This is a genomic window from Streptomyces sp. NPDC043746, from assembly GCF_056436485.1.
The window spans coordinates 101,627-127,401 of sequence record NZ_JBWKCM010000013.1 but is presented as its reverse complement, the minus strand read 5'-3'; the positions used below and the strand labels follow the sequence as shown (position 1 = coordinate 127,401).

The 25,775-nt window shown below is 71.0% G+C and carries 24 protein-coding genes; 15 read left to right on the top strand and 9 right to left on the bottom strand.

Annotation, left to right across the window (positions count from 1 at the left end; all coding sequences use genetic code 11):
* Nucleotides 1-33 precede the first annotated feature (33 nt).
* The 13 genes from uvrC to AC0682_RS16585 all read left to right on the top strand — a co-directional run bounded on the left by uvrC (nucleotide 34) and on the right by AC0682_RS16585 (nucleotide 14,056).
* Nucleotides 34-2,094 (top strand): excinuclease ABC subunit UvrC, encoded by a 2,061-nt coding sequence (uvrC, locus tag AC0682_RS16645; RefSeq protein WP_478533522.1) that lies wholly within the window; start codon nucleotides 34-36, stop codon nucleotides 2,092-2,094.
* On the top strand, nucleotides 2,091-3,104 hold the full coding sequence (gene rapZ / locus AC0682_RS16640) for an RNase adapter RapZ (protein ID WP_478533521.1): 1,014 nt from the start codon (nucleotides 2,091-2,093) through the stop codon (nucleotides 3,102-3,104). Before uvrC ends, rapZ begins: the two co-directional genes overlap by 4 nt.
* Complete coding sequence (locus AC0682_RS16635; protein WP_254812825.1) at nucleotides 3,101-4,135, top strand: gluconeogenesis factor YvcK family protein; 1,035 nt, start codon at nucleotides 3,101-3,103, stop codon at nucleotides 4,133-4,135. The genes rapZ and AC0682_RS16635 overlap by 4 nt, the downstream gene beginning before the upstream one ends.
* Nucleotides 4,126-5,115: a DNA-binding protein WhiA gene (whiA, locus tag AC0682_RS16630; RefSeq protein ID WP_026237545.1), complete on the top strand. Its 990-nt coding sequence runs from the start codon at nucleotides 4,126-4,128 to the stop codon at nucleotides 5,113-5,115. The genes AC0682_RS16635 and whiA overlap by 10 nt, the downstream gene beginning before the upstream one ends.
* A 239-nt stretch (nucleotides 5,116-5,354) precedes the next feature.
* Entirely contained in the window at nucleotides 5,355-6,365 is a 1,011-nt protein-coding gene (gene gap, locus AC0682_RS16625; protein ID WP_254812826.1) for a type I glyceraldehyde-3-phosphate dehydrogenase, read from the top strand.
* 114 nt (nucleotides 6,366-6,479) lie between these two features.
* Complete coding sequence (locus tag AC0682_RS16620; RefSeq protein ID WP_478533520.1) at nucleotides 6,480-7,691, top strand: phosphoglycerate kinase; 1,212 nt, start codon at nucleotides 6,480-6,482, stop codon at nucleotides 7,689-7,691.
* 5 nt (nucleotides 7,692-7,696) lie between these two features.
* Entirely contained in the window at nucleotides 7,697-8,473 is a 777-nt protein-coding gene (gene tpiA, locus AC0682_RS16615; protein ID WP_478533518.1) for a triose-phosphate isomerase, read from the top strand.
* Nucleotides 8,474-8,591: 118 nt separating this feature from the next.
* Nucleotides 8,592-8,828, top strand: a complete 237-nt coding sequence (gene secG / locus AC0682_RS16610) for a preprotein translocase subunit SecG (RefSeq protein WP_026237546.1) — start codon at nucleotides 8,592-8,594, stop codon at nucleotides 8,826-8,828.
* A gap of 107 nt (nucleotides 8,829-8,935) precedes the next feature.
* On the top strand, nucleotides 8,936-9,271 hold the full coding sequence (locus AC0682_RS16605) for an RNA polymerase-binding protein RbpA (protein ID WP_073217477.1): 336 nt from the start codon (nucleotides 8,936-8,938) through the stop codon (nucleotides 9,269-9,271).
* 164 nt (nucleotides 9,272-9,435) lie between these two features.
* Nucleotides 9,436-11,103 (top strand): glucose-6-phosphate isomerase, encoded by a 1,668-nt coding sequence (gene pgi / locus AC0682_RS16600; RefSeq protein WP_254812828.1) that lies wholly within the window; start codon nucleotides 9,436-9,438, stop codon nucleotides 11,101-11,103.
* A 3-nt stretch (nucleotides 11,104-11,106) separates the two neighbouring features.
* A complete protein-coding gene (locus AC0682_RS16595) occupies nucleotides 11,107-11,616 on the top strand; it encodes a PH domain-containing protein (RefSeq protein ID WP_478533517.1) in 510 nt (169 codons plus the stop codon).
* Nucleotides 11,613-13,145, top strand: a complete 1,533-nt coding sequence (locus AC0682_RS16590) for a PH domain-containing protein (RefSeq protein WP_478533516.1) — start codon at nucleotides 11,613-11,615, stop codon at nucleotides 13,143-13,145. Before AC0682_RS16595 ends, AC0682_RS16590 begins: the two co-directional genes overlap by 4 nt.
* A 71-nt stretch (nucleotides 13,146-13,216) precedes the next feature.
* Nucleotides 13,217-14,056 (top strand): poly-gamma-glutamate hydrolase family protein, encoded by an 840-nt coding sequence (locus tag AC0682_RS16585; RefSeq protein ID WP_478533514.1) that lies wholly within the window; start codon nucleotides 13,217-13,219, stop codon nucleotides 14,054-14,056.
* Between the two features lie 12 nt (nucleotides 14,057-14,068).
* Here AC0682_RS16585 and AC0682_RS16580 read toward each other — a convergent pair whose 3' ends face one another.
* From AC0682_RS16580 to tkt, 6 genes are all read right to left on the bottom strand, one after another.
* Nucleotides 14,069-14,431 (bottom strand): VOC family protein, encoded by a 363-nt coding sequence (locus tag AC0682_RS16580; RefSeq protein WP_478533512.1) that lies wholly within the window; start codon nucleotides 14,429-14,431, stop codon nucleotides 14,069-14,071.
* Nucleotides 14,432-14,511: 80 nt separating this feature from the next.
* Nucleotides 14,512-15,294 (bottom strand): 6-phosphogluconolactonase, encoded by a 783-nt coding sequence (pgl, locus tag AC0682_RS16575; protein WP_478533511.1) that lies wholly within the window; start codon nucleotides 15,292-15,294, stop codon nucleotides 14,512-14,514.
* Nucleotides 15,291-16,316, bottom strand: coding sequence for a glucose-6-phosphate dehydrogenase assembly protein OpcA (gene opcA / locus AC0682_RS16570; RefSeq protein ID WP_478533510.1), 1,026 nt, complete (start codon nucleotides 16,314-16,316; stop codon nucleotides 15,291-15,293). Before opcA ends, pgl begins: the two co-directional genes overlap by 4 nt.
* Nucleotides 16,313-17,845, bottom strand: a complete 1,533-nt coding sequence (gene zwf, locus AC0682_RS16565) for a glucose-6-phosphate dehydrogenase (protein WP_478533509.1) — start codon at nucleotides 17,843-17,845, stop codon at nucleotides 16,313-16,315. The genes opcA and zwf overlap by 4 nt, the downstream gene beginning before the upstream one ends.
* Nucleotides 17,846-17,850: 5 nt before the next feature.
* Nucleotides 17,851-18,969 carry a transaldolase gene (tal, locus tag AC0682_RS16560; RefSeq protein WP_478533508.1) on the bottom strand — a complete coding sequence of 373 codons (1,119 nt, stop codon included), beginning with the start codon at nucleotides 18,967-18,969 and terminating at the stop codon, nucleotides 17,851-17,853.
* Nucleotides 18,970-19,003: 34 nt separating this feature from the next.
* Nucleotides 19,004-21,091 carry a transketolase gene (tkt, locus tag AC0682_RS16555; RefSeq protein WP_478533507.1) on the bottom strand — a complete coding sequence of 696 codons (2,088 nt, stop codon included), beginning with the start codon at nucleotides 21,089-21,091 and terminating at the stop codon, nucleotides 19,004-19,006.
* Nucleotides 21,092-21,379: 288 nt separating this feature from the next.
* On the opposite strand from tkt, the gene AC0682_RS16550 reads away from it, so the two are divergent.
* On the top strand, nucleotides 21,380-22,333 hold the full coding sequence (locus AC0682_RS16550; protein WP_478533506.1) for a heme o synthase: 954 nt from the start codon (nucleotides 21,380-21,382) through the stop codon (nucleotides 22,331-22,333).
* An 87-nt stretch (nucleotides 22,334-22,420) separates the two neighbouring features.
* Nucleotides 22,421-22,798, top strand: a complete 378-nt coding sequence (locus AC0682_RS16545; protein ID WP_018488130.1) for a hypothetical protein — start codon at nucleotides 22,421-22,423, stop codon at nucleotides 22,796-22,798.
* Between the two features lie 57 nt (nucleotides 22,799-22,855).
* On the opposite strand, the gene AC0682_RS16540 is transcribed toward AC0682_RS16545, so the two are convergent.
* The 3 genes from AC0682_RS16540 to AC0682_RS16530 form a co-directional block, all read right to left on the bottom strand.
* Nucleotides 22,856-23,863, bottom strand: a complete 1,008-nt coding sequence (locus tag AC0682_RS16540; RefSeq protein ID WP_478533504.1) for a COX15/CtaA family protein — start codon at nucleotides 23,861-23,863, stop codon at nucleotides 22,856-22,858.
* Nucleotides 23,864-23,949: 86 nt separating this feature from the next.
* Nucleotides 23,950-24,717 carry an ABC transporter permease gene (locus AC0682_RS16535; RefSeq protein ID WP_478533503.1) on the bottom strand — a complete coding sequence of 256 codons (768 nt, stop codon included), beginning with the start codon at nucleotides 24,715-24,717 and terminating at the stop codon, nucleotides 23,950-23,952.
* Complete coding sequence (locus tag AC0682_RS16530) at nucleotides 24,714-25,640, bottom strand: ABC transporter ATP-binding protein (protein ID WP_478533502.1); 927 nt, start codon at nucleotides 25,638-25,640, stop codon at nucleotides 24,714-24,716. Before AC0682_RS16530 ends, AC0682_RS16535 begins: the two co-directional genes overlap by 4 nt.
* Nucleotides 25,641-25,775 lie beyond the last annotated feature (135 nt).

Sequence of the window (25,775 nt, the reverse complement as noted above, 5' to 3'; positions counted from 1 at the left end):
GCGCTGTCACACCCCGCAAGTAGGGTGTGAGGCATGGCAGACCCCTCCAGCTACCGCCCCAGCCCGGGGCAGATCCCCGACTCCCCGGGGGTCTACAAGTTCCGCGACGAGCACCGCCGGGTGATCTACGTCGGGAAGGCCAAGAACCTCCGCCAGCGCGTCGCCAACTACTTCCAGGACCTGGCCCATCTCCACCCGCGCACGCGCACCATGGTCACGACCGCCGCCTCCGTCGAGTGGACGGTCGTCTCCACCGAGGTCGAGGCGCTCCAGCTGGAGTACACCTGGATCAAGGAGTTCGACCCCCGGTTCAACGTCAAGTACCGGGATGACAAGAGCTATCCCTATCTCGCCGTCACGCTGAACGAGGAGTTCCCCCGCGTCCAGGTGATGCGCGGGGCCAAGCGGAAGGGCGTGCGCTACTTCGGTCCGTACGGGCACGCCTGGGCCATCCGCGAGACGGTCGACCTGATGCTCCGGGTCTTCCCCGTCCGCACCTGCTCCGCCGGGGTCTTCAAGAACGCCGCGCGCACCGGCCGCCCCTGCCTCCTCGGGTACATCGACAAGTGCTCGGCCCCCTGCGTCGGCCGGGTCACCCCCGAGGAACACCGGGCGCTGGCCGAGGACTTCTGCGACTTCATGGCCGGGCGCACCGGCACCTACATCCGCCGCCTGGAGAAGGACATGATGCAGGCGGCCGAGGAGATGGAGTACGAGCGCGCCGCCCGACTCCGGGACGACGCCGGGGCCCTCAAGCGGGCCATGGAGAAGAGCGCCGTCGTCCTCGCGGACGCCACCGACGCCGATCTGATCGCCGTCGCGGAGGACGAGCTGGAGGCCGCCCTCCAGATCTTCCACGTGCGCGGCGGGCGGGTCCGCGGCCAGCGCGGCTGGGTCACCGACAAGGTCGAGGCGGTCGACACCGCAGGCCTCGTCGAGCACGCCCTCCAGCAGCTGTACGGGGAGGAGCGCGGGGACGCCGTCCCCAAGGAGGTCCTGGTGCCCGCCCTGCCCGAGGACACCGCGGCGGTCGCCCAGTGGCTCGCCGAGCGCCGGGGCGCCCAGGTCAGCCTGCGCATCCCGCAGCGCGGCGACAAGAAGGACCTGATGGCGACGGTCCAGCGCAACGCCCAGCAGGCGCTCGGCCTGCACAAGACCAAGCGCGCCTCCGACCTGACCACCCGCTCCCGGGCGCTGGAGGAGATCGCGGAGGCGCTCGGTCTGGACACCGCCCCGCTGCGCATCGAGTGCTACGACGTCTCCCATCTCCAGGGCGACGACGTGGTGGCCTCCATGGTGGTCTTCGAGGACGGCCTCGCCCGCAAGAGCGAGTACCGCCGCTTCCAGATCAAGGGCTTCGAGGGACAGGACGACGTCCGCTCGATGCACGAGGTGATCGGCCGCCGCTTCAGGCGCTACCTCCAGGAGAAGGCGCGCACGGGGGAGTGGGAGCAGACCCCGCCGGCCTCGGGGGAGGCCCCGCACCCCGTCCAGGTCCCCGCGGCCCCGGACCCGGCCCGGGAGGGCGTCCCGCTGCCGGCCGGCGACAGCGAGCCCCGCGAGGACGACGGCCGCCCCAAGCGGTTCGCCTATCCGCCGCAGCTCGTCGTGGTCGACGGCGGACAGCCCCAGGTCGCCGCCGCCCGGCGCGCCCTGGACGAGCTGGGCATCGACGACATCGCCGTCTGCGGCCTGGCCAAGCGACTGGAGGAGGTCTGGCTCCCCGATGACGACGACCCCGTCGTCCTGCCCCGCTCCAGCGAGGGGCTCTACCTCCTCCAGCGGGTGCGCGACGAGGCCCACCGCTTCGCCATCACCTACCAGCGCTCCAAGCGGGCCAAGCGCATCCGCTCCAGCCCCCTGGACGACGTGGCCGGGCTCGGTGAGACCCGCAAACAGGCGCTGATCAAGCACTTCGGCTCCGTGAAGAAGCTCCGGCAGGCGACAATCGAGGAGATCTGCCAGGTCCCCGGGATAGGGCGCCGGACGGCCGAATCGGTGGCGGCCGCCCTCGCCGCGGCAGCTCCCGCGGCCCCTGCCGTGAACACGGCCACAGGAGAGATCATGGAAGAGGACGACGGGGCCACGTCATGAGCGAACCCATCGACAGGGCCGCCCACCGGGGCGCCACCACCCGCCCCGGAGACCCCGGCCACCAGCAGCAGCACGAACGAACAGACCGAGCAGACGGAGCAGACGTGAGTACGAACACCACGAACGAGACGGGCGAGGCAGCGCTGCCGGCCATCCCCGAGCTGGTGATCATCTCCGGCATGTCCGGCGCCGGCCGCAGCACCGCCGCCAAGTGTCTGGAGGACCTCGGCTGGTTCGTCGTCGACAACCTGCCGCCCGCGCTGATCCCCACCATGGTGGAGCTGGGCGCCCGCTCCCAGGGCAACGTGGCGCGGATCGCCGTCGTCGTCGACGTGCGCGGCCGCCGCTTCTTCGACAACCTCCGCGAATCCCTCGCGGACCTGGAGGCCAAGCACGTCACCCGGAGGATCGTCTTCCTGGAGTCCTCCGACGACGCCCTGGTCCGCCGCTTCGAGTCGGTCCGCCGCCCGCACCCCCTCCAGGGCGACGGCCGCATCGTCGACGGCATCGCCGCCGAGCGCGACCTGCTGCGCGAGCTGCGCGGCGACGCCGACCTGGTCATCGACACCTCCAGCCTCAACGTGCACGAGCTGCGGGCCAAGATGGACGCCCAGTTCGCGGGCGAGTCCGAGCCGGAGCTTCGTGCCACGGTGATGTCCTTCGGCTACAAGTACGGCCTGCCCGTCGACGCCGACCTCGTCGTCGACTGCCGCTTCCTGCCCAACCCGCACTGGGTCCCCGAGCTGCGCCCCTTCACCGGCCTCAACGAGGAGGTCTCCGGCTACGTCTTCGACCAGCCGGGCGCCAAGGAGTTCCTCAACCAGTACACGGAGCTGCTCCAGCTGATCGCCGCCGGCTACCGCCGCGAGGGCAAGCGGTACGTGACCATCGCCGTGGGGTGCACGGGCGGCAAGCACCGCTCCGTCGCCATGTCGGAGAAGCTCTCGGCCCGCCTGGCCGCCGAAGGGATCGAGACCGTCCTCGTCCACCGGGACATGGGGCGCGAGTGACCGGTCGCAATCTGCGGATGCGTCGGCTGAGCCGCGCGGGCGCGGCACTCTCCGGCCGCAGACGCGGTGGGCAGCCCAAGGTCGTCGCGCTCGGCGGCGGCATGGGCCTCTCGGCGTCCCTGGCGGCGCTGCGACGGATCACCGGCGACCTCACGGCCGTGGTCACCGTCGCGGACGACGGCGGTTCCAGCGGTCGGCTGCGCGAGGAGCTGGGCGTCCTGCCCCCCGGCGACCTGCGCAAGGCGCTCGCCGCGCTCTGCGGCGACGACGACTGGGGCCGCACCTGGTCCCGGGTCATCCAGCACCGCTTCGAGTCCAAGGGCGACCTGCACGAGCACGCGGTCGGCAATCTGCTGATCGTGGCCCTGTGGGAGCAGCTGGGCGACCATGTCCAGGCGCTCGACCTGGTCGGCAAGCTGCTCGGCGCGCACGGGCGGGTGCTGCCCATGTCCGCCGTGCCGCTGGAGCTCCAGGCACTGGTCAAGGGCCACGACCCCGAGCTGCCCGACGCGATCGTCACCGTGCGCGGCCAGGCCACCGTGGCGCTCACCCCGGGCGAGGTGCAGTCGGTGCACGTCGTCCCGCCCGACCCGCCGGCCGTCCCGGAGGCCGTCGCCGCGGTCCTGGACGCCGACTGGGTGGTCCTCGGCCCCGGCTCCTGGTTCTCCTCGGTGATCCCGCACCTTCTGGTGCCGGAGCTGCTCGACGCACTGGTCACCACCAAGGCCCGCAAGGTCCTCTCGTTGAATCTCGCACCACAGCCCGGGGAAACCGAGGGGTTCTCACCGCAGCGTCATGTGGAGGTTTTGGGACGACACGCCCCTAAACTCGCCTTGGACGTGGTGCTGGCCGACGCGGCAGCCGTGCCCGACCGCGCAGCGCTCGACGACGCCGCCCAGCGGCTCGGGGCCGCGGTCGAGCTGGCGCCGGTGGCATCGCCCGACGGCCTTCCGGTCCATGATCAGGAGCTGTTGGCCGCCGCGTACGACCGTATTTTTCGGATGCATGGAAGGATCGGCCCATGGCGATGACGCCAGCGGTGAAGGACGAAATCTCTCGGCTTCCCGTCACCCGGACCTGCTGCAGGAAAGCAGAGGTCTCGGCGATTCTTCGGTTCGCGGGCGGGTTGCACCTGGTGAGCGGCCGCATTGTGATCGAGGCCGAGCTGGACACCGCGATGGCGGCGCGCCGGCTCAAGCGCGACATCCTCGAGATCTTCGGGCACAGCTCGGAGCTGATCGTGATGGCCCCCGGCGGGCTGCGGCGCGGCTCGCGCTATGTCGTACGGGTGGTGGCCGGCGGCGACCAGCTGGCCCGCCAGACCGGCCTGGTGGACGGCCGCGGCCGCCCCATCCGCGGGCTGCCGCCGCAGGTGGTCTCGGGGGCCACCTGCGACGCCGAGGCCGCCTGGCGCGGGGCGTTCCTCGCACACGGCTCGCTCACCGAGCCCGGCCGCTCCTCCTCGCTGGAGGTCACCTGCCCCGGCCCCGAGGCGGCCCTCGCCCTGGTCGGCGCGGCCCGCAGGCTCTCCATCGCGGCCAAGGCCCGCGAGGTGCGGGGGGTCGACCGGGTCGTCGTCCGCGACGGTGACGCCATCGGCGCCCTGCTCACCCGGCTCGGCGCCCACGAGTCGGTGCTGGCCTGGGAGGAGCGCCGGATGCGGCGCGAGGTCCGCGCCACGGCCAACCGGCTGGCCAACTTCGACGACGCCAACCTGCGCCGCTCGGCCCGCGCTGCCGTCGCCGCCGGGGCCCGGGTGGGGCGCGCGCTGGAGATCCTCGGCGAGGAGGTCCCCGAGCACCTCGCGGCGGCCGGCCGGCTGCGCATGGAGCACAAGCAGGCATCCCTGGAGGAGCTGGGCGCCCTGGCCGACCCGCCGCTCACCAAGGACGCCGTCGCCGGGCGGATCCGCCGACTGCTGGCCATGGCCGACAAGCGCGCCCAGGATCTCGGCATCCCCGGCACGGAGGCGACGCTCAGCGAGGAGATGGCGGACGGTCTGGTCGGCTGAGCCGTCGGCGGCCCGGGACCAACGTCCCGGGCCGCTTCGGGACCAAGGTCCCGCACCCTGAACGGAGGCCCGTGCACCCTACTGGGGAGTACGGGCCTCCGCTGTTTTCCGTGGCGTGTACCGGCCCTCTCGATGTCACCCCAGGGGCCTCGGAGAGGTAGGGTCGATAGCGGTCGGGGACATCCCTATACACCTCGTCGGCTTCAGAAACCGGCGTACCTATACGAGGAGATCGGTTCGTGACGATCCGCGTAGGCATCAACGGCTTCGGCCGCATCGGTCGCAACTACTTCCGCGCGCTGCTCGAGCAGGGTGCGGACATCGAGATCGTGGCTGTCAACGACCTGGGTGACACTGCGACCACGGCCCACCTGCTGAAGTACGACACCATCCTGGGTCGTCTCAAGGCAGAGGTCAGCCACACCGCCGACACCATCACCGTCGATGGTCACACGATCAAGGTGCTCTCCGAGCGCAACCCGGCCGACATCCCCTGGGGTGAGCTGGGTGTCGACATCGTCATCGAGTCGACCGGCATCTTCACCAAGAAGGCCGACGCCGAGAAGCACATCGCCGGTGGCGCCAAGAAGGTCCTCATCTCGGCTCCGGCCAAGGACGAGGACATCACCATCGTCATGGGCGTCAACCAGGACAAGTACGACGCGGCCAACCACCACGTCATCTCCAACGCCTCCTGCACCACCAACTGCGTGGCGCCGATGGCCAAGGTTCTCGACGAGAACTTCGGCATCGTCAAGGGCCTGATGACGACGGTCCACGCGTACACCAACGACCAGCGCATCCTGGACTTCCCGCACTCGGACCTGCGTCGCGCCCGCGCCGCCGCCGAGAACATCATTCCGACCACGACCGGTGCCGCCAAGGCCACCGCCCTGGTCCTCCCGCAGCTCAAGGGCAAGCTCGACGGCATCGCCATGCGCGTCCCGGTCCCGACCGGTTCCGCCACCGACCTCGTCGTCACCCTGGACCGCGAGGTCACCAAGGACGAGGTCAACGCCGCGTTCAAGAAGGCCTCCGACGACGGTGCCCTCAAGGGCTTCCTGACGTACACCGAGGACCCGATCGTCTCCTCGGACATCGTCGGCGACCCGTCGTCCTGCACCTTCGACTCCTCCCTGACCATGGTCCAGGAGGGGAACACGGTGAAGATCCTCGGCTGGTACGACAACGAGTGGGGTTACTCCAACCGCCTCGTCGACCTGACGGTCTTCGTCGGCAGCCAGCTCTGATCCTCGGGGTCGGCGGCACCACGATGTGAGCAAGGGGCTCGACCGGCGCAACGACGCGCCGGTCGAGCCTCTTAGCATGTTCATCCGTCCTTGCAAGGAGTAACGGAAGACCAGATGAAGACGATCGACGAACTTCTCACCGAAGGGGTCGCCGGCAGGCGGGTATTCGTCCGCGCCGACCTCAACGTGCCGCTGGACGGCACCACCATCACCGACGACGGCCGGATCCGAGCCGTCCTGCCGACCGTCGCGGCACTCGCCGAAGCCGGCGCGCGCGTCGTCGTCGCCTCGCACCTGGGCCGCCCCAAGGGCGCCCCGGACCCGGCGTTCTCGCTGGCACCCGCCGCCGCGCGCCTCGGTGAACTCCTCGGCGCCGACGTCGCCTTCGCCACCGACACCGTGGGCGACTCCGCCCGCGCCACCGTCGCGGGCCTCACCGACGGCCAGGTCGCCGTCGTCGAGAACCTCCGCTTCAACGCCGGTGAGACCTCCAAGGACGACGCCGAGCGCGGCGCCTTCGCCGACCGGCTGGCCGAGCTGGCGGATGTGTACGTGGGCGACGGCTTCGGGGCCGTACACCGCAAGCACGCCTCCGTCTACGACCTCCCGGCGCGCCTGCCGCACTACGCGGGCTACCTCATCGCCACCGAGGTCGGCGTCCTCAGGAAGCTCACCACCGACGTCAAGCGCCCGTACGCCGTCGTCCTCGGCGGGGCCAAGGTCTCCGACAAGCTCGGCGTCATCGACCATCTGCTGGAGAAGGCCGACCGCATCCTGATCGGCGGCGGCATGGTCTTCACCTTCCTCGCCGCCCAGGGGCACGAGGTCGGCGCCTCGCTCCTCCAGGAGGACCAGATCCCGGTCGTCAAGGAGTACATCGAGCGGGCGAAGGAGCGCGGCGTGGAGTTCGTGCTCCCCGTCGACGTGCTGGTCGCCGGGGAGTTCCCGGACATGAAGACCAAGGCTCCGGCGCACCCCGCCACGGTGGCCGCCGACGCCATCCCCGCAGGACAGATGGGCCTGGACATCGGCCCCGAGTCCCGCAAGCTCTACGCCTCGAAGCTCGCCGACACGGCCACCGTCTTCTGGAACGGCCCGATGGGCGTCTTCGAGCACCCCGACTACGCCGAGGGCACCCGGGCGGTGGCCCAGGCGCTCATCGACTCCCCGGCGTTCACCGTCGTCGGCGGCGGTGACTCCGCCGCCGCCGTCCGCATCCTGGGCTTCGACGAGAACGCTTTCGGACACATTTCGACCGGTGGCGGTGCCAGCCTCGAATACCTCGAGGGCAAGACGCTTCCCGGCCTCGCCGCACTGGAGGGCTAACCCCGATGACCACCCGCACCCCGCTGATGGCGGGCAACTGGAAGATGAACCTCAACCACCTCGAGGCCATCGCCCACGTCCAGAAGCTCTCCTTCGCCCTCACCGACAAGGACTACGACGCCGTCGAGGTCGCCGTCCTTCCGCCCTTCACCGACCTGCGCTCCGTGCAGACCCTGGTCGACGGCGACAAGCTGAAGATCAAGTACGGCGCCCAGGACATCTCCGCGCACGACTCCGGCGCGTACACCGGCGAGATCTCCGGCCCGATGCTCGCCAAGCTGCGCTGCCGTTACGTGGCCGTCGGGCACAGCGAGCGGCGCCAGTACCACGGCGAGAGTGACGAGATCTGCAACGCCAAGGTGAAGGCCGCCTACAAGCACGGCCTGACCCCGATCCTCTGCGTCGGCGAGGGCCTGGACGTCCGCAAGGCCGGCGACCAGGTCCCGTACACCCTCGCGCAGCTCGACGGCGCCCTGAAGGACCTCCCGGCCGAGCAGGCCGAGTCCATCGTCATCGCCTACGAGCCCGTCTGGGCCATCGGCACCGGCGAGGTCGCCACCCCCGAGGACGCCCAGGAGGTCTGCGGGGCGATCCGCCGCCGGCTGGCCGAGCTGTACTCGCAGGAGCTGGCCGACGCCGTCCGCATCCAGTACGGCGGCTCGGTGAAGTCCGGCAACGTGGCGGCCATCATGGCTCAGCCCGACGTCGACGGCGCCCTGATCGGCGGCGCGGCGCTGGACGCCGACGAGTTCGTCAAGATCGTCCGCTTCCGCGACCAGTGAGTATGCGGTAGCGCGGATCCGTCGTACCCTTGCGGGGGCCGAGAGGGTTGTCCACCCTTCCGGCCCCCGCAGTCACGAACAGGCAGTAGTCGAGAATTCCGGAAAGTAGGGACCAGCCGTGGTTATGGCGTTCCAGATCGCTCTGATCGTCTTCAGCCTGCTGCTGATGCTGCTGGTGCTCATGCACAAGGGCAAGGGCGGCGGCCTCTCCGACATGTTCGGTGGCGGAATGCAGTCCTCCGTCGGCGGCTCCTCGGTGGCCGAGCGCAACCTCGACCGCATCACCGTCGTCGTCGGTCTGATCTGGTTCGCCTGTGTCGTCGTCCTCGGTCTGCTGGTCAAGCTCGGGGACTGACCCCGCCCGCGATTCCCGGTGACGGTGTAACTCCTTTCACTGGACGTGCGTTGGGCCTTACGTAGACTGAGGCTTCGTCGAGCACCGTCAGGCAGGGAGTTACGACCGTGGCAAGTGGCAACGCGATCCGGGGAAGCCGGGTCGGAGCGGGGCCGATGGGCGAGGCCGAGCGGGGCGAGTCCGCGCCGCGCCTGCGCATCTCCTTCTGGTGCTCGAACGGGCACGAGACACAGCCCAGCTTCGCCCATGACGCGCAGGTGCCGGACACCTGGGACTGCCCGCGCTGCGGCTTCCCGGCCGGCCAGGACAAGGACAGCCCTCCGGACCCGCCCCGCACCGAGCCGTACAAGACCCACCTCGCATACGTACGCGAGCGGCGCAGCGACGAGGACGGCGAGGCGATCCTCGCCGAGGCGCTGGCCAAGCTCCGCGGCGAGATCTGACCCACGCACCACCCAGTCGTTCACCGGCCGGACACCCCACGGGTGTCCGGCCGACCGCTTTTCCGCCGCACGCCCCGCGTCCGCGTCGCACGCCTCCTCGATCAACTAGGTTGGAGGGGCAGCGGGGATGCTGACGTACGAGAAGAAGTGGGCTGATATCCGGGATGAACGCAGCAAGCCGAACCAAGCTGAACCAGACCCCCGAGTGGACGGCTCTCGCCAAGCACCGCGAGGAGTTCGGCGCCACCGGACTGCGCGAGCTGTTCGCGCAGGCGCCGGACCGTGGCACCGCCTACACCCTCCGGGTCGGTGACCTCCACCTCGACTACTCCAAGCACCTGGTCACCGACGAGACGCTGCGTCTGCTGCGCGAGCTCGCCGCCGCCACCGGGGTAGCGGAGCTGCGGGACGCCATGTTCCGAGGCGAGAAGATCAACACCACCGAGGACCGGGCCGTCCTGCACACCGCGCTCCGCGCCCCGCGCGACGCGGTGATCGAGGTCGACGGCGAGAACGTGGTGCCCGCCGTCCACGCCGTCCTCGACAAGATGGCCGCCTTCGCCGAGAAGGTCCGGGCGGGGGAGTGGACCGGCCACACCGGCCGGCCCGTCAAGAACATCGTCAACGTCGGCATCGGCGGCTCCGACCTGGGCCCCGCCATGGCGCACGAGGTGCTGCGCTCCTTCACGGACCGCTCGCTCACCGTCCGGTTCGTCTCCAACGTCGACGGCGCCGACCTCCACGAGGCGGTCCGCGACCTGGACCCGGCCGAGACGCTGTTCATCATCGCCTCGAAGACCTTCACCACCATCGAGACGATCACCAACGCCACCTCCGCCCGCGACTGGCTCCTCACCGAGCTGCGCGCCGGTCAGGACGCCGTCGCCAAGCACTTCGTGGCGCTGTCGACCAACGCGGAGAAGGTCGAGGAGTTCGGCATCGACACGGCCAACATGTTCGAGTTCTGGGACTGGGTCGGCGGCCGCTACTCCTACGACTCCGCGATCGGCCTCTCGCTGATGATCGCCATCGGCCCGGACCGGTTCCGCGAGATGCTCGACGGCTTCCACCTCGTCGACGAGCACTTCCGCACCGCCCCCGCCGAGGAGAACGCCCCGCTCCTGCTGGGCCTGCTCGGCGTCTGGTACGGCAACTTCTTCGACGCCCAGTCGCACGCCGTGCTGCCCTACAGCCACTACCTGTCCAAGTTCACCGCCTACCTCCAGCAGCTCGACATGGAGTCCAACGGAAAGTCCGTGGACCGCCAGGGCGACCGGGTGGACTGGCAGACGGGACCGGTCGTCTGGGGCACCCCCGGCACCAACGGGCAGCACGCCTACTACCAGTTGATCCACCAGGGCACCAAGATGATCCCGGCGGACTTCATCGGTTTCGCCGCCCCGGTCCACGACCTGCTGCCCGGCCTGATCGCCCAGCACGACCTGCTGATGGCCAACTTCTTCGCCCAGACCCAGGCGCTCGCCTTCGGCAAGACGCCCGACGAGGTCCGCGCGGAGGGTGTGCCGGAGGAGCTGGTCCCGCACAAGACGTTCCGCGGCAACCACCCGACGACCACGATCCTCGCCGACCGGCTGACCCCCTCGGTCCTCGGCCAGCTCATCGCGCTCTACGAGCACAAGGTCTTCGTCCAGGGCGCCGTCTGGGACATCGACTCCTTCGACCAGTGGGGCGTCGAACTGGGCAAGGTCCTCGCCAAGCGGATCGAGCCCCTCCTGACCGGGGACGCCGGGGCCGAGGGCACCGGCGCCGGGGAGCTGGACAGCTCCACCGCCGCCCTGGTCGCCGCCTACCGCACGCTGCGGGGGCGCTGACCCATGCCGGAGGGCGGGACGAAGGCGGAGATACGGCTGCGGCCGCCGCGCAACACGCTGAACGAGCGGGCGGTCGGCTGGTGGCGGGCCCAGTGGCTGCTGACGACCGCCGTCCCCGTCGTCCCGCTCGCCGTGCTCGGCGCGCTCATCGAGCCCGCCCGCTTCTGGCTGCTGCTGCCCGCCGCGGTGATCGCCGCGGCGGGCGGTGGGGCCGCCCTGCTGCTCCCGCTCTGGTGGTTCCGTACCCACCGCTGGGAGGTGACCGAGGACGCGGTCTACGTACGCACCGGGTTCTTCTGGCAGGAGTGGCGGATCGCGCCCATGTCCCGCATCCAGACCGTGGACACCGTCCGTGGCCCCCTGGAGCAGCTCCACCGGCTCGCCACCGTCACGGTCACCACCGCCTCCTCCCGGGGCGCCGTACGGATCGAGGGCCTGGACCACGAGGTCGCCGCCGAACTGGCCGAACGGCTCACCCGCATCACCCGCAACACCCCCGGCGACGCCACATGAGCACCCCGCGTCCCCCCTACGACGACTGGCGCCGCCTCGACCCCCGTACGGTCCTGGTCTCCGCCCTCGTCGTGGCGGGCGTCGTCGCGGGCGCGGCCCTCCCCGTCACCCTCGGCCTCTCCCGCTGGCTCGGGCTCCCCGGCGCGGTGTTCGCCGCGGCCGGCGTCGGCCTCCTGGTCATCGGGGCCGCGGCGGGCGCCGACCGGGTCCGCTGGCACCGCACCCGCTACCGCATCGGCGAGGAGCGCGTCGACCTCCACACCGGCCTCCTCCTCGTCAAGCGCCGCTCCCTGGCCCGCGGCCGCATCCGTACGGTCGACCTCACCGCCAACCTGCTGCTGCGCGTGCTCGGCCTGGTCACCGTCAGGATCGGCACCGGCGAACAGGGCGCCGAATCCACCCTTGAGCTGGACCCGGTCACCCGCGCCGAGGGCGAACGGCTCCGCCGCCTCCTTCTCGAACGCACCGCCACCGCCCCGCCCGGCGTCCACCGCGACGGCGAACTGGCCACGCTCGACCCGCGCTGGATCCGCTACGCCCCCGTCTCCTTCGTCGCCCCCATGCTCGGCGGCGCGGCGCTCGGCGCGGTCATGCAGATCAGCGACTGGCTCGGCGCCCGGGGCGCGGTCATCGCCTGGGCCGGGGACCGCTTCCAGGAGACCCCGCTCCTGTGGGTGGTCGTCACACTCGTCGCCGCCGCCCTGGCCGCCGGGGCGATCGGCGCGCTCGGCCTCTGGATCGAGATGTGGTGGAACTACCGCCTGGAGCGCGAGCCCGGCGGCACCCTGCGGGTGAGGCGCGGGCTGTTCACCTCCCGGTCGATCTCCGTGGAGGAGGCCCGGCTGCGCGGGGTCGACCTCGTCGAGCCCCTCGGCGTACGGCTGTTCGGCGCCGCTCGGCTGGACGCCATCACCACCGGCCTCGCCAAGGACCACGAGGCGAAGAACGCCGACCACAACACCGTCCTCCCGGTGGTGCCGCGCCCACTGGCCGACTCCGTCGCCGCCGACGTGCTCCGGGAGGCGGTCACCCCGACCGGTGCCGCGCTGACCCGCCACCCGCGCGCCGCCCGGGGCCGCAGGCTGCGTTGGGCGCTCGCCGCCGCCCTCGCCCCGGTCCTGCTCCTCGCTCTCCTCGGGGCGCTGCTCGCCCCCGTACTGCTGTGGATCTCCCTCGGCTGCGCGGCGGTGTCCCTGCCGCTCGCGGTGGCGCTGGCCCTGGACGCGTACCGGGGGCTCGGCCACGCGATCTCCGGCCGCTACCTCGTGACCCGCTCCGGCACGCTCCGCCGCTCCACCGCCGCCCTGGAGCGGGCCGGGGTGATCGGCTGGACCGTCAAGCAGTCGTATTTCCAGCGGCGGGCCGGGCTGCTCACCATCACGGCCACCACGGCGGCCGGAGGGGGCGCGTACACGGCGTACGACACCGACGCGGCCGAGGGGCTGGCCTTCGCCTCCGAGGCCGTCCCCGGGCTGCTGGAGCCGTTCCTGGAGGGCACCGACGCCGCGACGGACGGTCCCGCTGCCTGACGGGCGGTCCGTGACGGAGAACACCATCCCGGCGTTGTGCTGGTGAGCCCGCGTGGGCGACGATATCGATCATGACGTTCACCCACCGTCGTACGGTACTCACTGCCCTCGCCACCGCCGCCGTCAGCGGCCCGCTGCTCGGCTCGCTCACCGCGACCCCCGCCCACGCCAAGGGCGACCTGGACATCTACACCTCCAACACCGACCTCTACAAGAAGCTCGCGGGCAAGGAGGGCGTCGAGTTCGCCCGCCGCTACAAGAGACATGAGTACGTCGACCACTCGACCCCGGAGAAGTACCCGTACAACCGGACCACCGTCATGGCCCTGCACGGGGGCGGCATCGAGACCGGCACCTCCGAGCTGTGCCTCGGCATAGCCGGCTACCACCCCGCCACCCTCGCCCCGCTCCAGGACGGCCACGGGGTGCACGACTACTGGATGTTCGAGGGACTGCGCTCCTCGGGCAACCGCGACCTGCACGTCACCGCCAAGAACTGCGACGACCATGTCGCGCTCTCCATGGCGTTCAGCAGCCTCAACGTCCTGAGCCTGCACGGCTGTACGTCGGCGCAGGCGGGAACCGTCCCGCAGGCCGTGGTGGTCGGCGGCCTGAACACCCGGTTCAAGACCCTGCTCAAGGCGGAGTTCGACAAGGTGGGCATCGCCTGGCGGGACGGGAACGAGACGCCCGACCTGGCCGGCGTCAACCCCAACAACCCGGTGAACCGCACCATGCTCTCCAAGGGCGGTCAGCTGGAACTCACCACGGAGCTGCGCGCCGCCATGTTCACCAACAACACCCGCGCGGGCCGGGCGGGCAGCACGACCGAGGTCTTCGACCGCTTCGTCGGCGCCTGCCGGGCCGCGATCACCAGGCTGCACCAGGGCACGGACCAGATCATCCTCTGAGGTACGGGGCCCTCAGCCGCCGTGCGCCGTGTCGATGACGCAGAAGCGGTTGCCCTCGGGGTCGGCGAGGACCACGAAGTCCGGGTCCGGCGGATACAGCTCCCACGCCACCCGCTCGGCGCCCAGCGCGACCAGCCGTTCCACCTCGGCCTCCTGCTCGTCCGAGTAGAGGTCGAGGTGGACCCGGGGGACCTCCTGCACGGGGGAGGTGGAGCGCCCCAGCGCCACTCCGACGCCGGGCCCCTCGACCGGTACCAGCACCACCCAGCCGTCCGTCCCCGGCTCGCGCTCGGTGTACGTGAGCGCCGCCTTCCAGAAGGCGGCGGCTCGTCGTACGTCACTCGCGCCCATCACCACGGTTCCGATATGCACCATGGGGGCGAGCCTTTCACGCCGAAGGCCCGGCCCGCTCGTGAGAAGCGGGCCGGGCCCGGTGGCCGGGAGGCCGAGGACGCTCAGGCGGAAGCCGGTGGATACAGCGCGGGCGGCAGTTGCGAGGCCGCCGCCGCGTCCAGCAGCCAGAGCGTACGGTCGCGCCCGTACGCGCCCGCCGCCGGGGCCTGGATCTCCCCGGCCCCGGCCAGCGCGATGGCCGCTGCCTTCGCCTTGTCCTCGCCCGCCGCCAGCAGCCACACCTCACGCGCCGCGCGGATCGCGGGGAGCGTGAGCGAGATACGGACCGGCGGCGGCTTGGGGGCCCCGTGCACACCGACGACGGTGCGCTCGGTCTCCCGTACCGCGGGCAGCTCCGGGAAGAGCGAGGCCACATGGGTGTCCGGGCCGACGCCCAGCATCAGCACGTCGAAGGCGGGCACCGGACCGTGGTCCTCTTGCCTTGCGGCGGCGGCGAGTTCGGCCGCGTACGCCGCTGCCGCCTCGTCCACGTCCTCGCCGTACGGGCCGTTTGACGCGGGCATCGCGTGCACCCTCGCCGGGTCCAGTTCGACGGCGTCGAGCAACGCCTCCCGGGCCTGGGTGACGTTCCGCTCGGGGTCGCCCTCGGGCAGGAACCGCTCGTCGCCCCACCACAGGTCCAGGCGCGCCCAGTCGACCGCGTCCCGGGCGGGGGCGGCGGCGAGCGCGGCCAGCAGGCCGTTGCCGTTGCGCCCGCCGGTCAGCACCACCGAGGCGTGGCCCCGGGCGGCCTGGGCGTCCACGATCCTCGTGATCAGCCGGGCCGCCGCGGCCTGCGCCATCAGCTCCTTGTCGCGGTGCACGACCAGTTGGGGAGGGGTCACTTGGCGGCCGCCTTCTTGGCCGGGGCCTTCTTGGCGGGCGTCTTGCGCTCGCCCTCCGCGGGCTTCCCGTCCACGGGCTTCGCCGTGACCTCGCCGCCCGCGTGGAGCTTCTCCACCCCGAACTTCACCGCGGACTCATAGGTGTTGTCCGGGTCCAGCCGGCGCAGCTCCTCCGCCAGCAGCTCGGCGGTCTCGCGGCGCTTGAGCGCCACCGCGCGGTCCGGCTGGCCCTGCATGGAGAGCGTGGCCAGTGAGCCGTCGGCCCGGTCGAGCACGATGACGCCGTTCTTCGTCTCCATCCGTACGGCGGTCAGTCCGGGGCCACCGGAGAGCGTGCGCTCCACCGGGACGCCGAGCCGGTCCGCGAGCCACATCGCGAGCAGTTCGCAGCTCGGGTTGTCGCTCTCGCCCTCGACGACGGCGCCGATCACCGTCGCCGGCTGCTGGTCCAGGGCGGCGGCCAGCATGGAGCGCCACGGCGTGATCCGGGTCCAGGCCAGATCGGTGTCGCCGGGGCTGTACGTCGCCGCCCGCACCGCCAGCTCGTCGAGCGGGGCCTCCGCGGCGTAGGTGTCGGTGATCCGGCGCTGGGCGAGTGCGCCCAGCGGGTCCTTCGCCGGGTCGGCCGGGGCGTCCTCGGGCCACCACAGCACCACCGGGGCGTCGGGGAGCAGCAGCGGGAGCACCACCGACTGGGCGTGGTTGGCCAGTTCGCCGTGGAGGCGCAGGACGACGGTCTCGCCGGTCCCCGCGTCCGAGCCGACCCGGACCTCGGCGTCCAGGCGTGCGTCGCGCCGGGCCCGCGGCGAGCGGCTGACCCGCTTGATCACCGCGATGATCCGCGAGGGGTGCTCGCGGGAGGCGTCACCGGCCGACTTGAGCGCGTCGTAGGCGTTCTCCTCGTCGGTGACGATGACCAGCGTGAGCACCATGCCGATGGCGGGGGTGCCGATCGCCCGGCGGGCCGAGACCAGCGCCTGGTTGATCTTGCTGGATGTGGTCTCCGTGAGATCGATCTTCATGGCCGCCTCCAGCTCCGTCCGTCCCGTGCGAGCATCTCGTCGGCCTCCGCCGGACCCCAGGTACCGGCCGCGTACTTCGCGGGCTTGCCGTGCTTGGCCCAGTACTCCTCGATCGGGTCGAGGATGGTCCAGGAGAGTTCGACCTCCTGGTGGCGCGGGAAGAGGTTGGCGTCCCCGAGCAGCACGTCCAGCAGGAGCCGCTCGTACGCCTCCGGGCTGGACTCCGTGAAGGACTCCCCGTACGCGAAGTCCATCGTGACGTCCCGGACCTCCATCGAGGTGCCGGGCACCTTGGACCCGAAGCGCACGGTGACGCCCTCGTCGGGCTGGACCCGGATGACCAGGGCGTTACCGCCCAGCTCCTCCGTGGCACCGGACTCGAAGGGGAGGTAGGGGGCGCGCTTGAAGACGACCGCGATCTCCGTGACCCGGCGGCCGAGCCGCTTCCCGGTCCGGAGGTAGAACGGCACGCCCGCCCAGCGGCGGTTGTTGATCGTCAGCTTGATCGCCGCGTAGGTGTCGGTCGTCGACTTGGGGTCGATGCCCTCCTCCTCGCAGTAGCCGAGGACCTCCTGGCCGCCCTGCCAGGCGTGCTCGTACTGGGCGCGCACGGTGTGCAGTCCGAGGTCCTCGGGCAGCTCGACGGCGGTGAGCACCTTCAGCTTCTCGGCGACCAGGGCCTTGGGGTGGAAGGAGCCGGGCTCCTCCATCGCGGTGAGCGCCAGCAGCTGGAGCAGGTGGTTCTGGATGACGTCACGGGCGGCGCCGATGCCGTCGTAGTAGCCGGCCCGGCCGCCGATGCCGATGTCCTCGGCCATCGTGATCTGGACGTGGTCGACGTAGGACCGGTTCCAGATCGGCTCGAACATCGTGTTGGCGAACCGCAGCGCCAGGATGTTCTGGACCGTCTCCTTGCCCAGGTAGTGGTCGATCCGGAAGACCTCGTTGGGCGGGAAGACGTCGTGGACGATCTGGTTGAGCTCCTGCGCGCTCGCCAGGTCGTGGCCGAACGGCTTCTCGATGACGGCCCGTCGCCAGGAGCCCTCGGTCTGCTCGGCCAGCCCGTGCTTCTTGAGCTGCTGGACGACCTTGGGGAAGAACTTCGGCGGCACGGAGAGGTAGAAGGCGAAGTTGCCGCCCGTCCCCTGCGCCTGGTCCAGCTCCTGGATGGTCGACTTCAGCGTGTCGAACGCCTCGTCGTCGTCGAAGTTGCCCTGGACGAAGCGCATCCCCTGGATGAGCTGCTGCCAGACCTCCTCGCGGAACGGCGTTCGGGCGTGCTCCTTGACGGCGTCGTGGACGACCTGCGCGAAGTCCTCGTCCTCCCAGTCGCGGCGGGCGAAGCCGATGAGCGAGAAGCCCGGTGGCAGCAGACCGCGATTGGCCAGGTCGTAGACGGCAGGCATCAGCTTTTTACGGGACAAATCGCCCGTGACGCCGAAGATGACCAGGCCCGACGGCCCCGCGATGCGCGGGAGCCGTCGGTCCTGTGCGTCACGGAGCGGGTTGGCTCCGGGAACAGCAGACAAAGTGGTCAGCCCTCCGAGGGGGCGAGGCGCGAGAGCTCCGCCTCGGTCGACTTGAGCAGGTCGTTCCAGGACGCCTCGAACTTCTCGACGCCCTCGTCCTCCAGCACCTGCACGACCTCGTCGTACGAGACGCCGAGCTTCTTGATCGCGTCGAGGTCCGCGCGGGCCTGGTCGTAGCCGCCGGAGACGGTGTCGCCGGTGATCTCGCCGTGGTCGGCCACGGCCTCCAGGGTCGCCTCCGGCATGGTGTTGACCGTGTTGGGGGCGACCAGCTCGTCGACGTACAGGGTGTCCTTGAGGGACGGGTCCTTGACGCCGGTCGACGCCCAGAGCGGGCGCTGCTTGTTGGCCTGCGCCTTGTCCAGGGCGGTCCAGCGGTCGGAGGAGAAGACCTCCTCGTACGCCTCGTAGGCCAGCCGCGCGTTGGCCAGGGCGGACTTGCCCTTGGCGGCCTTCGCCTCGTCGGATCCGATGGCGTCCAGGCGCTTGTCGATCTCGGTGTCCACGCGGGACACGAAGAAGGACGCCACCGAGTGGATCTTGGAGAGGTCCAGGCCCGCGGCCTTCGCCTTCTCCAGACCGGCCAGGTAGGCGTCCATGACCGCGCGGTAGCGCTCCAGGGAGAAGATCAGCGTCACGTTGACGCTGATGCCCCGGCCGATGACCTCGGTGATCGCCGGGAGGCCCGCCTTGGTGGCCGGGATCTTGATGAGCGTGTTCGGCCGGTCGACCAGCCACGCCAGCTGCTTGGCCTCGGCGACGGTGGCCGTGGTGTTGTGCGCCAGGCGCGGGTCGACCTCGATGGAGACCCGGCCGTCCTGGCCGCCGGTCGCGTCGAAGACCGGGCGCAGGATGTCCGCGGCGTCACGGACGTCCGCCGTCGTGATCATGCGCAGGGCTTCCTCGACGGTGACCTTGCGGGCGGCGAGGTCGGTGAGCTGCTGCTCGTAACCGTCGCCCGAGGAGATCGCCTTCTGGAAGATCGACGGGTTGGTGGTGACGCCGACGACATGGCTCTGGTCGATCAGCTCGGCGAGGTTGCCCGAGGTGATCCGCTTGCGCGACAGGTCGTCGAGCCAGATCGCCACGCCCTCGTCGGTCAGGCGCTTGAGTGCGTCTGTCATGAGTTGCATCTCCTACTAGTGGTGTCTACCGGCGTCAGCGCGCTGCGGCTTCGAGAGATTCCCGCGCTACGGCGGCCACGTTCTCGGCGGTGAAGCCGAACTCGCGGAAGAGGACCTTGGCGTCGGCCGAGGCACCGAAGTGCTCCAGCGAGACGATCCGGCCGGCGTCCCCGACGTACCGGTGCCAGGTCAGGCCGATGCCCGCCTCCACAGCGACCCGTGCCTTGACCGACGGCGGGAGGACGCTCTCCTTGTATCCCTGATCCTGCTCCTCGAACCACTCGACCGACGGCATCGAGACCACCCGGGTCGGCACCCCGGCCGCCTGGAGCTGCTCGCGCGCCTCGACCGCGACGTGGACCTCGGAGCCCGTCGCGATGAGCAGCACCTGCGGCTCGCCGCCTTCGGCCTCGAACAGGACGTAACCGCCCTTGGCCGCGTCCTCGTTGGGCTCGTACGTCGGCACGCCCTGGCGGGTCAGCGCCAGACCGTGCGGGGTGCCCTTGCCGAACACCTTGGTGTAGCGGCGCAGGATCTCGCGCCAGGCGATGGACGTCTCGTTGGCGTCGGCCGGGCGGACGATGTTCAGGCCCGGGATGGCGCGCAGCGAGGCCAGGTGCTCCACCGGCTGGTGGGTCGGGCCGTCCTCGCCGAGGCCGATCGAGTCGTGCGTCCACACGTACGTCACCGGCAGGTGCATCAGCGCGGAGAGGCGGACCGCGTTGCGCATGTAGTCGGAGAAGACCAGGAAGGTCCCGCCGTAGACACGGGTGTTGCCGTGCAGCGCGATGCCGTTCATCGCGGCGGCCATCGCGTGCTCGCGGATCCCGAAGTGGATCGTGCGGCCGTACGGGTCGGCCTCGGGCAGCGGGTTGCCCACCGGGAGGAACGACGACGTCTTGTCGATCGTGGTGTTGTTCGAGCCCGCGAGGTCGGCGGAGCCGCCCCACAGCTCGGGCACGATCTCGCCCAGCGCCTGGAGCACCTTGCCGGAGGCGGCCCGGGTGGCCAGGGACTTGCCGACCTCGAAGACCGGGAGCTTCTCCTCCCAGCCCGCGGGCAGCTCGCCCGCCGCGATCCGGTCGAAGTCGGCGGCGCGCTCGGGGTTGGCGGTGCGCCACGCGGCGAACGCCTTGTCCCACTCGGCGCGGGCCTCACGGCCGCGGTCCAGGGCCTGGCGGGTGTGGCCGATGACCTCGTCGGAGACCTCGAAGGTCTGCTCCGGGTCGAAGCCCAGGACCCGCTTGGTCGCCGCGATCTCCGCCTCGCCGAGGGCCGAGCCGTGGGCCGCCTCGGTGTTCTGGGCGTTCGGGGCGGGCCAGGCGATGATCGAGCGGGCCGCGATGAACGAGGGGCGCTCGGTCTCGGCCTTGGCCGCCTGGAGCGCCGCGTACAGACCCGCCGGGTCCAGGTCGCCGTTGGCCTGCTGCTCGACGCGCTGGACGTGCCAGCCGTACGCCTCGTACCGCTTGAGGGTGTCCTCGGAGACCGCGGTCTCGGTGTCGCCCTCGATGGAGATGTGGTTGTCGTCCCAGAGCAGGACCAGGTTGCCCAGCTTCTGGTGCCCGGCCAGCGAGGAGGCCTCGGCGGCGATGCCCTCCTGGAGGCAGCCGTCACCGGCGACGACCCAGACGGTGTGGTCGAACGGGGAGGTGCCGGGGGCCGCCTCCGGGTCGAAGAGGCCGCGCTCGTAGCGGGCGGCCATGGCCATGCCCACCGCGTTGGCGACACCCTGGCCCAGCGGGCCCGTCGTCGTCTCGACACCGGTCGTGTGGCCGTACTCCGGGTGGCCCGGGGTCTTGGAACCCCACGTCCGGAACGCCTTCAGGTCGTCCAGCTCCAGGCCGTAACCGGCGAGGTAGAGCTGGATGTAGAGGGTCAGGCTGGAGTGGCCCGCGGACAGGACGAACCGGTCACGGCCGGTCCACTCCGCGTCCGCCGGGTCGTGCCGCATGACTTTCTGGAACAGGGTGTACGCGGCGGGGGCCAGGCTCATCGCCGTGCCCGGGTGGCCGTTTCCGACTTTCTGTACGGCGTCCGCGGCGAGGACGCGGGCGGTGTCCACCGCCCGCTGGTCCAATTCGGTCCACTGGAGGTCTGAGGTGGTCGGCTTGATGCTCACCCTGCGTCAGGGCTCCTCTCCACTGTTCGTAGGCCGGTGGCTGATACCGCACCGGGCGCTGCCGAGCCTACCCCCGCCGGGGCCCACACCTTCCGGCTCTTTCCAGGGTGCGGGCGACGCGGGCACTTCGCCTCCCGGCGGACCTTCTCCGTACATCCCACAGTCACCCCCAACACGACCCCACCCCCGCGAAGGACGGTGTGGGCCCAACGTCTACAGTGGTCGGGTTCGCGCAAGTCTTCACAAGGGCCCTTCGGCCCGGAGCTTGCTGGGATTTCTCTGTCAGGGGTGTGCGTGACGGCCGTCGAGTCCCGACCCGCCGGGGTCGCCTTGACTCCCAGCCCAGGGGGCCATCGCCCGTACGGGGCCCGTGTCAAGGCATTCGTGGCGCTTACCAAGCCACGGATCATCGAGCTGCTGCTCATCACCACGATTCCGGTGATGTTCCTCGCCGCCCAGGGCGTGCCCGACCTGTGGCTGGTGTTCGCCACCACCTTCGGGGGATATCTCTCGGCGGGCGGCGCCAACGCGCTGAACATGTACATCGACCGCGACATCGACGCGCTGATGGACCGCACGTCGCAGCGTCCGCTGGTCACCGGGATGGTCAGTCCGCGCGAGTGCCTCGTCTTCGGCATCTCCCTCGCGGTGGTCTCGACCCTCTGGTTCGGACTGCTCGTCAACTGGCTGTCCGCCGGACTCGCCCTCGGGGCGCTGCTCTTCTACGTCGTCGTCTACACGATGCTCCTGAAGCGCCGCACCTCGCAGAACATCATCTGGGGCGGGATCGCCGGCTGCCTGCCGGTGCTCATCGGCTGGTCCTCCGTGACGAACTCCCTCTCCTGGGCCGCCGTCATCCTCTTCGCCGTCATCTTCTTCTGGACGCCGCCGCACTACTGGCCGCTCTCCATGAAGGTCAAGGACGACTACGCCCGCGTCGGCGTCCCGATGCTCCCGGTCATCGCCTCCAACCAGGTGGTCGCCCGGCAGATCGTCATCTACAGCTGGGTCATGGTGGGCGTCTCGCTGCTCCTCACCCCGCTGGGCTACACCGGCTGGTTCTACCTCTCGGTGGCGCTGCTGGCGGGCGGCTTCTGGCTCTGGGAGGCCCATGGTCTGCAGAACCGTGCCAAGGCGGGGGTGACCGGCGCCAAGCTCAGGGAGATGCGGCTGTTCCACTGGTCCATCACCTATGTCTCGCTGCTCTTCCTGGCCGTCGCGGTGGACCCCTTCCTCCGCTAGTCCCAGGCCTTCACGGGCGGGTCACGTGGCAGAAGCCACGCGACCCGCCCGTCGCCGTTCGAACTACTCGTCGGTAGCATCCTGTTCATGGCAGAGACGGCAGCAGACGCAGCAGAGACCGGGCAGACCTCGCGGAGCGACGCACGGAAGGCGGCCCGCGCGGAGCGCAGGGCGGCGAAGCTGGCCCGCGAGATCGGGGCCTTCGCCAAGGAGCACGGCGGCGCCGAGGGGCAGCTCGCCTACATCGGTGAGGCCGGCGCCCGCATCGTCCTGGTCGGCCAGGACGGCGCCTGGGGCGACCTGGTGGCCCCGACCTACGCCGTGGCCGAGAGCGCGGTGGAGAAGTCCGGCATCACGGTCCACGAGGAGTTCGACGGCGACTTCGCCCTCAAGGTCCGCACGGGCCCCTACGAGTGGTCGCGGATGGCCGGGATCCAGGTCGGCGGCCCGTCCAACGACAGCTGAGCCGTACGCGAAAGGGGCGGCGGGCACATGCCCGCCGCCCCTTTCGCGTACGAACTCCTAGACCGCCGGTGCGGACGCCGACGGCTGCTGCTCCTGCTGCCCGCGCTCTCCGGCGGACGACGGGCCCGGCAGCGGGGCCGGGGCCCCGTCGCCGCGCTCGCGCATGCTCATCACCAGGCGGATCACGGCGATCCACATGACGGCCGAGCCGAACATGTGGATGCCGACCAGGATCTCCGGGACGTCGGTGAAGTACTGCACGTACCCGATCGCGCCCTGGGCGAGCAGCACGACCAGCAGGTCGCGGGCGCGGGCCCGGGCGTCGGCGGGGGCGTCGACCACGCGCAGGGCCAGCCACATGGCGATGGCCAGCGCGCAGACGACCCAGGCGGAGACGGCGTGCACATGGGCGGCGGCCGACCAGTCCCACGGCATGCGCGGTACGTCGCTGCTGTCGCCCGCGTGCTTGCCGGAGCCGGTCACCGAGGTGCCGAGCACGATGAGGACCACGGTGGCCGCCACGATCGCCCAGGCGAGCCGGCGCACCGGCAGGGGCGCGCGGGGGCGGGCCGGGCCGTCGCCCTCGCCGACGCGGACCCAGGTGATCACGGTGACCGCGAGCAGCGCGTTGGCGAGCAGGAAGTGCCCGGCCACCGTCCAGGGGTTGAGCCCGGCCCAGACGGTGATGCCGCCGAGGACCGCGTTCCCCAGCACGATCCAGAACTGCGACCAGGCCAGTCGGCTCACCGAGCGGCGGCGCGGCTTGATGGAGCGGGTGGCGACGATGGTCCAGCCGACGGCCGCCGACAGGACGTACGTCAGCATCCGGTTGCCGAACTCGATCGCACCGTGCAGCCCCTGCTCCGGGGTGGCGAACAGGCTCTCGTCGGTGCACTTGGGCCAGGTGTCGCACCCGAGGCCCGAACCGGTGAGCCGGACGGCCCCGCCGGTGACGATGATCAGGACGCTCATCATGACGGCGGAGAGCGCGGCACGCTTGACGATCCTGGTGGACGGCGTCCAACGCTTGGCGATGGCAGAGATGGGGGTTTCCACGCGGACCATCGTAGGAGGTGGCTTGTGCACGATTTCACGAGGGGTGGGTTCGTGCCCCTTGCCCGGAAGATCCTCTACGGCGGTCCTGTCGTCGGCTACTCCCAGCGGAAGAACTTCGCCGCCGCGCCGAGCCCCAGCACCGCCCACACGGCCAGGATCCCGGCCTGGGCCCACGGCATGGCCGCGCCGTGCTGGAGGACGTCCCGCAGCCCCTCGGAGAGCGCCGAGATGGGCAGCAGCCCCAGCACCGACTGCACCGCGTCCGGGAACTTGTCCAGCGGCACGATGACCCCGCCGCCGACCAGCAGCAGCAGGAAGACCAGGTTGGCGGCGGCGAGCGTCGCCTCGGCCTTCAGCGTCCCGGCCATCAGCAGCCCCAGCCCGGAGAAGGCGGCAGTCCCCAGCACCAGGAGCAGCAGCACGGCGAGCGGGTTGCCCTGCGGCGACCAGCCCAGCGCGAAGGCGATCGCCGTCAGCAGCACGATCTGGAGCACCTCGGTGACCAGCACCGACAGGGTTTTGGCCGTCATCAGCGCCCAGCGCGGCAGCGGGGAGGCCCCCAGCCGCTTGAGGACTCCGTAGCGGCGTTCGAAGCCGGTGGCGATGGCCTGGCCGGTGAAGGCGGTGGACATCACGGCGAGCGCCAGGACGCCCGGAGCCAGGAAGTCGACCGACGCTCCCGAGCCGGTGTCCACGATGTCGACCGCGCTGAACAGCACCAGCAGCAGCGTCGGGATGATCACCGTCAGCAGCAGCTGCTCGCCGTTGCGCAGCAGCATCCGGGTCTCCAGCGCGGTCTGCGCGGCGATCATCCGGGGAAGCGGGGCGGCGCCGGGGCGCGGGGTGTACGTACCGGCGCTCATGCGCGCAGCTCCTTGCCGGTCAGTTCGAGGAAGACGTCCTCCAGGGTGTGCCGCTCCACCGAGATGCCCTCGGGCATCACGCCGTGCTGGGCGCACCAGGAGGTGACGGTGGCCAGCAACTGCGGGTCGACGGCTCCCGAGATGCGGTACGTGCCCGGGAGCGGCTCGGCGGCCTGGGAGCCGTCGGGCAGCGCCTTGACCAGCGAGCCCAGGTCGAGCCCGGGGCGCCCGGTGAAGCGCAGGGTGTTCTCGGCGCCGCCGCGGCAGAGCTCCTCGGGAGAGCCCTGGGCGATGACCCGGCCCGCGTCGATGATCGCCACATCGTCGGCGAGCGCCTCGGCCTCGTCCATGAAGTGGGTGGTGAGGACGGTCGACACCCCGTCCCCGCGCAGCTCGCGGACCAGGTCCCAGGTGGAGCGGCGGGCCTGCGGGTCGAGCCCGGCGGTCGGCTCGTCCAGGAAGACCAGCTCGGGCCGGCCGACGACCGCGAGGGCCAGGGCGAGCCGCTGCTGCTGGCCGCCGGAGAGCCGCCGGTAGGTGGTACGGCCGCAGGAGCCGAGGCCGAGCCGCTCGATCAGCGCGTCCACGTCCAGCGGGTGGGCGTGCAGCTTGGCCATGTGCCGGAGCATCTCGTCGGCGCGGGCGCCGGAGTAGACGCCGCCGGACTGGAGCATGACGCCGATCCGGGGGCGCAGCCGCTCCGCGTCGGTGACCGGGTCGAGTCCGAGGACGCGTACGGTGCCGGCGTCGGGGCGGCGGTAGCCCTCGCACGTCTCGATCGTGGTCGTCTTCCCGGCGCCGTTCGGGCCGAGGACGGCGGTCACCGCGCCGGCCCGGACCGCCAGGTCGAGGCCGTCCACCGCGGTCTTCGTGCCGTACCGCTTCACCAGGCCGGTGACCTGTACGACGGGCTCGTTCTCCATGGCAGGGAAGTCTAGGCAGGGGCGCGGGGAGGCCCGGTCCCGGGGCCAGATTAGGTAACCCTAAGTGACGAACCACACCGTAGATCGTTCCGGACCGTGGTTGTCAGAGTCGAATGAATTACGCAACAATGGTGT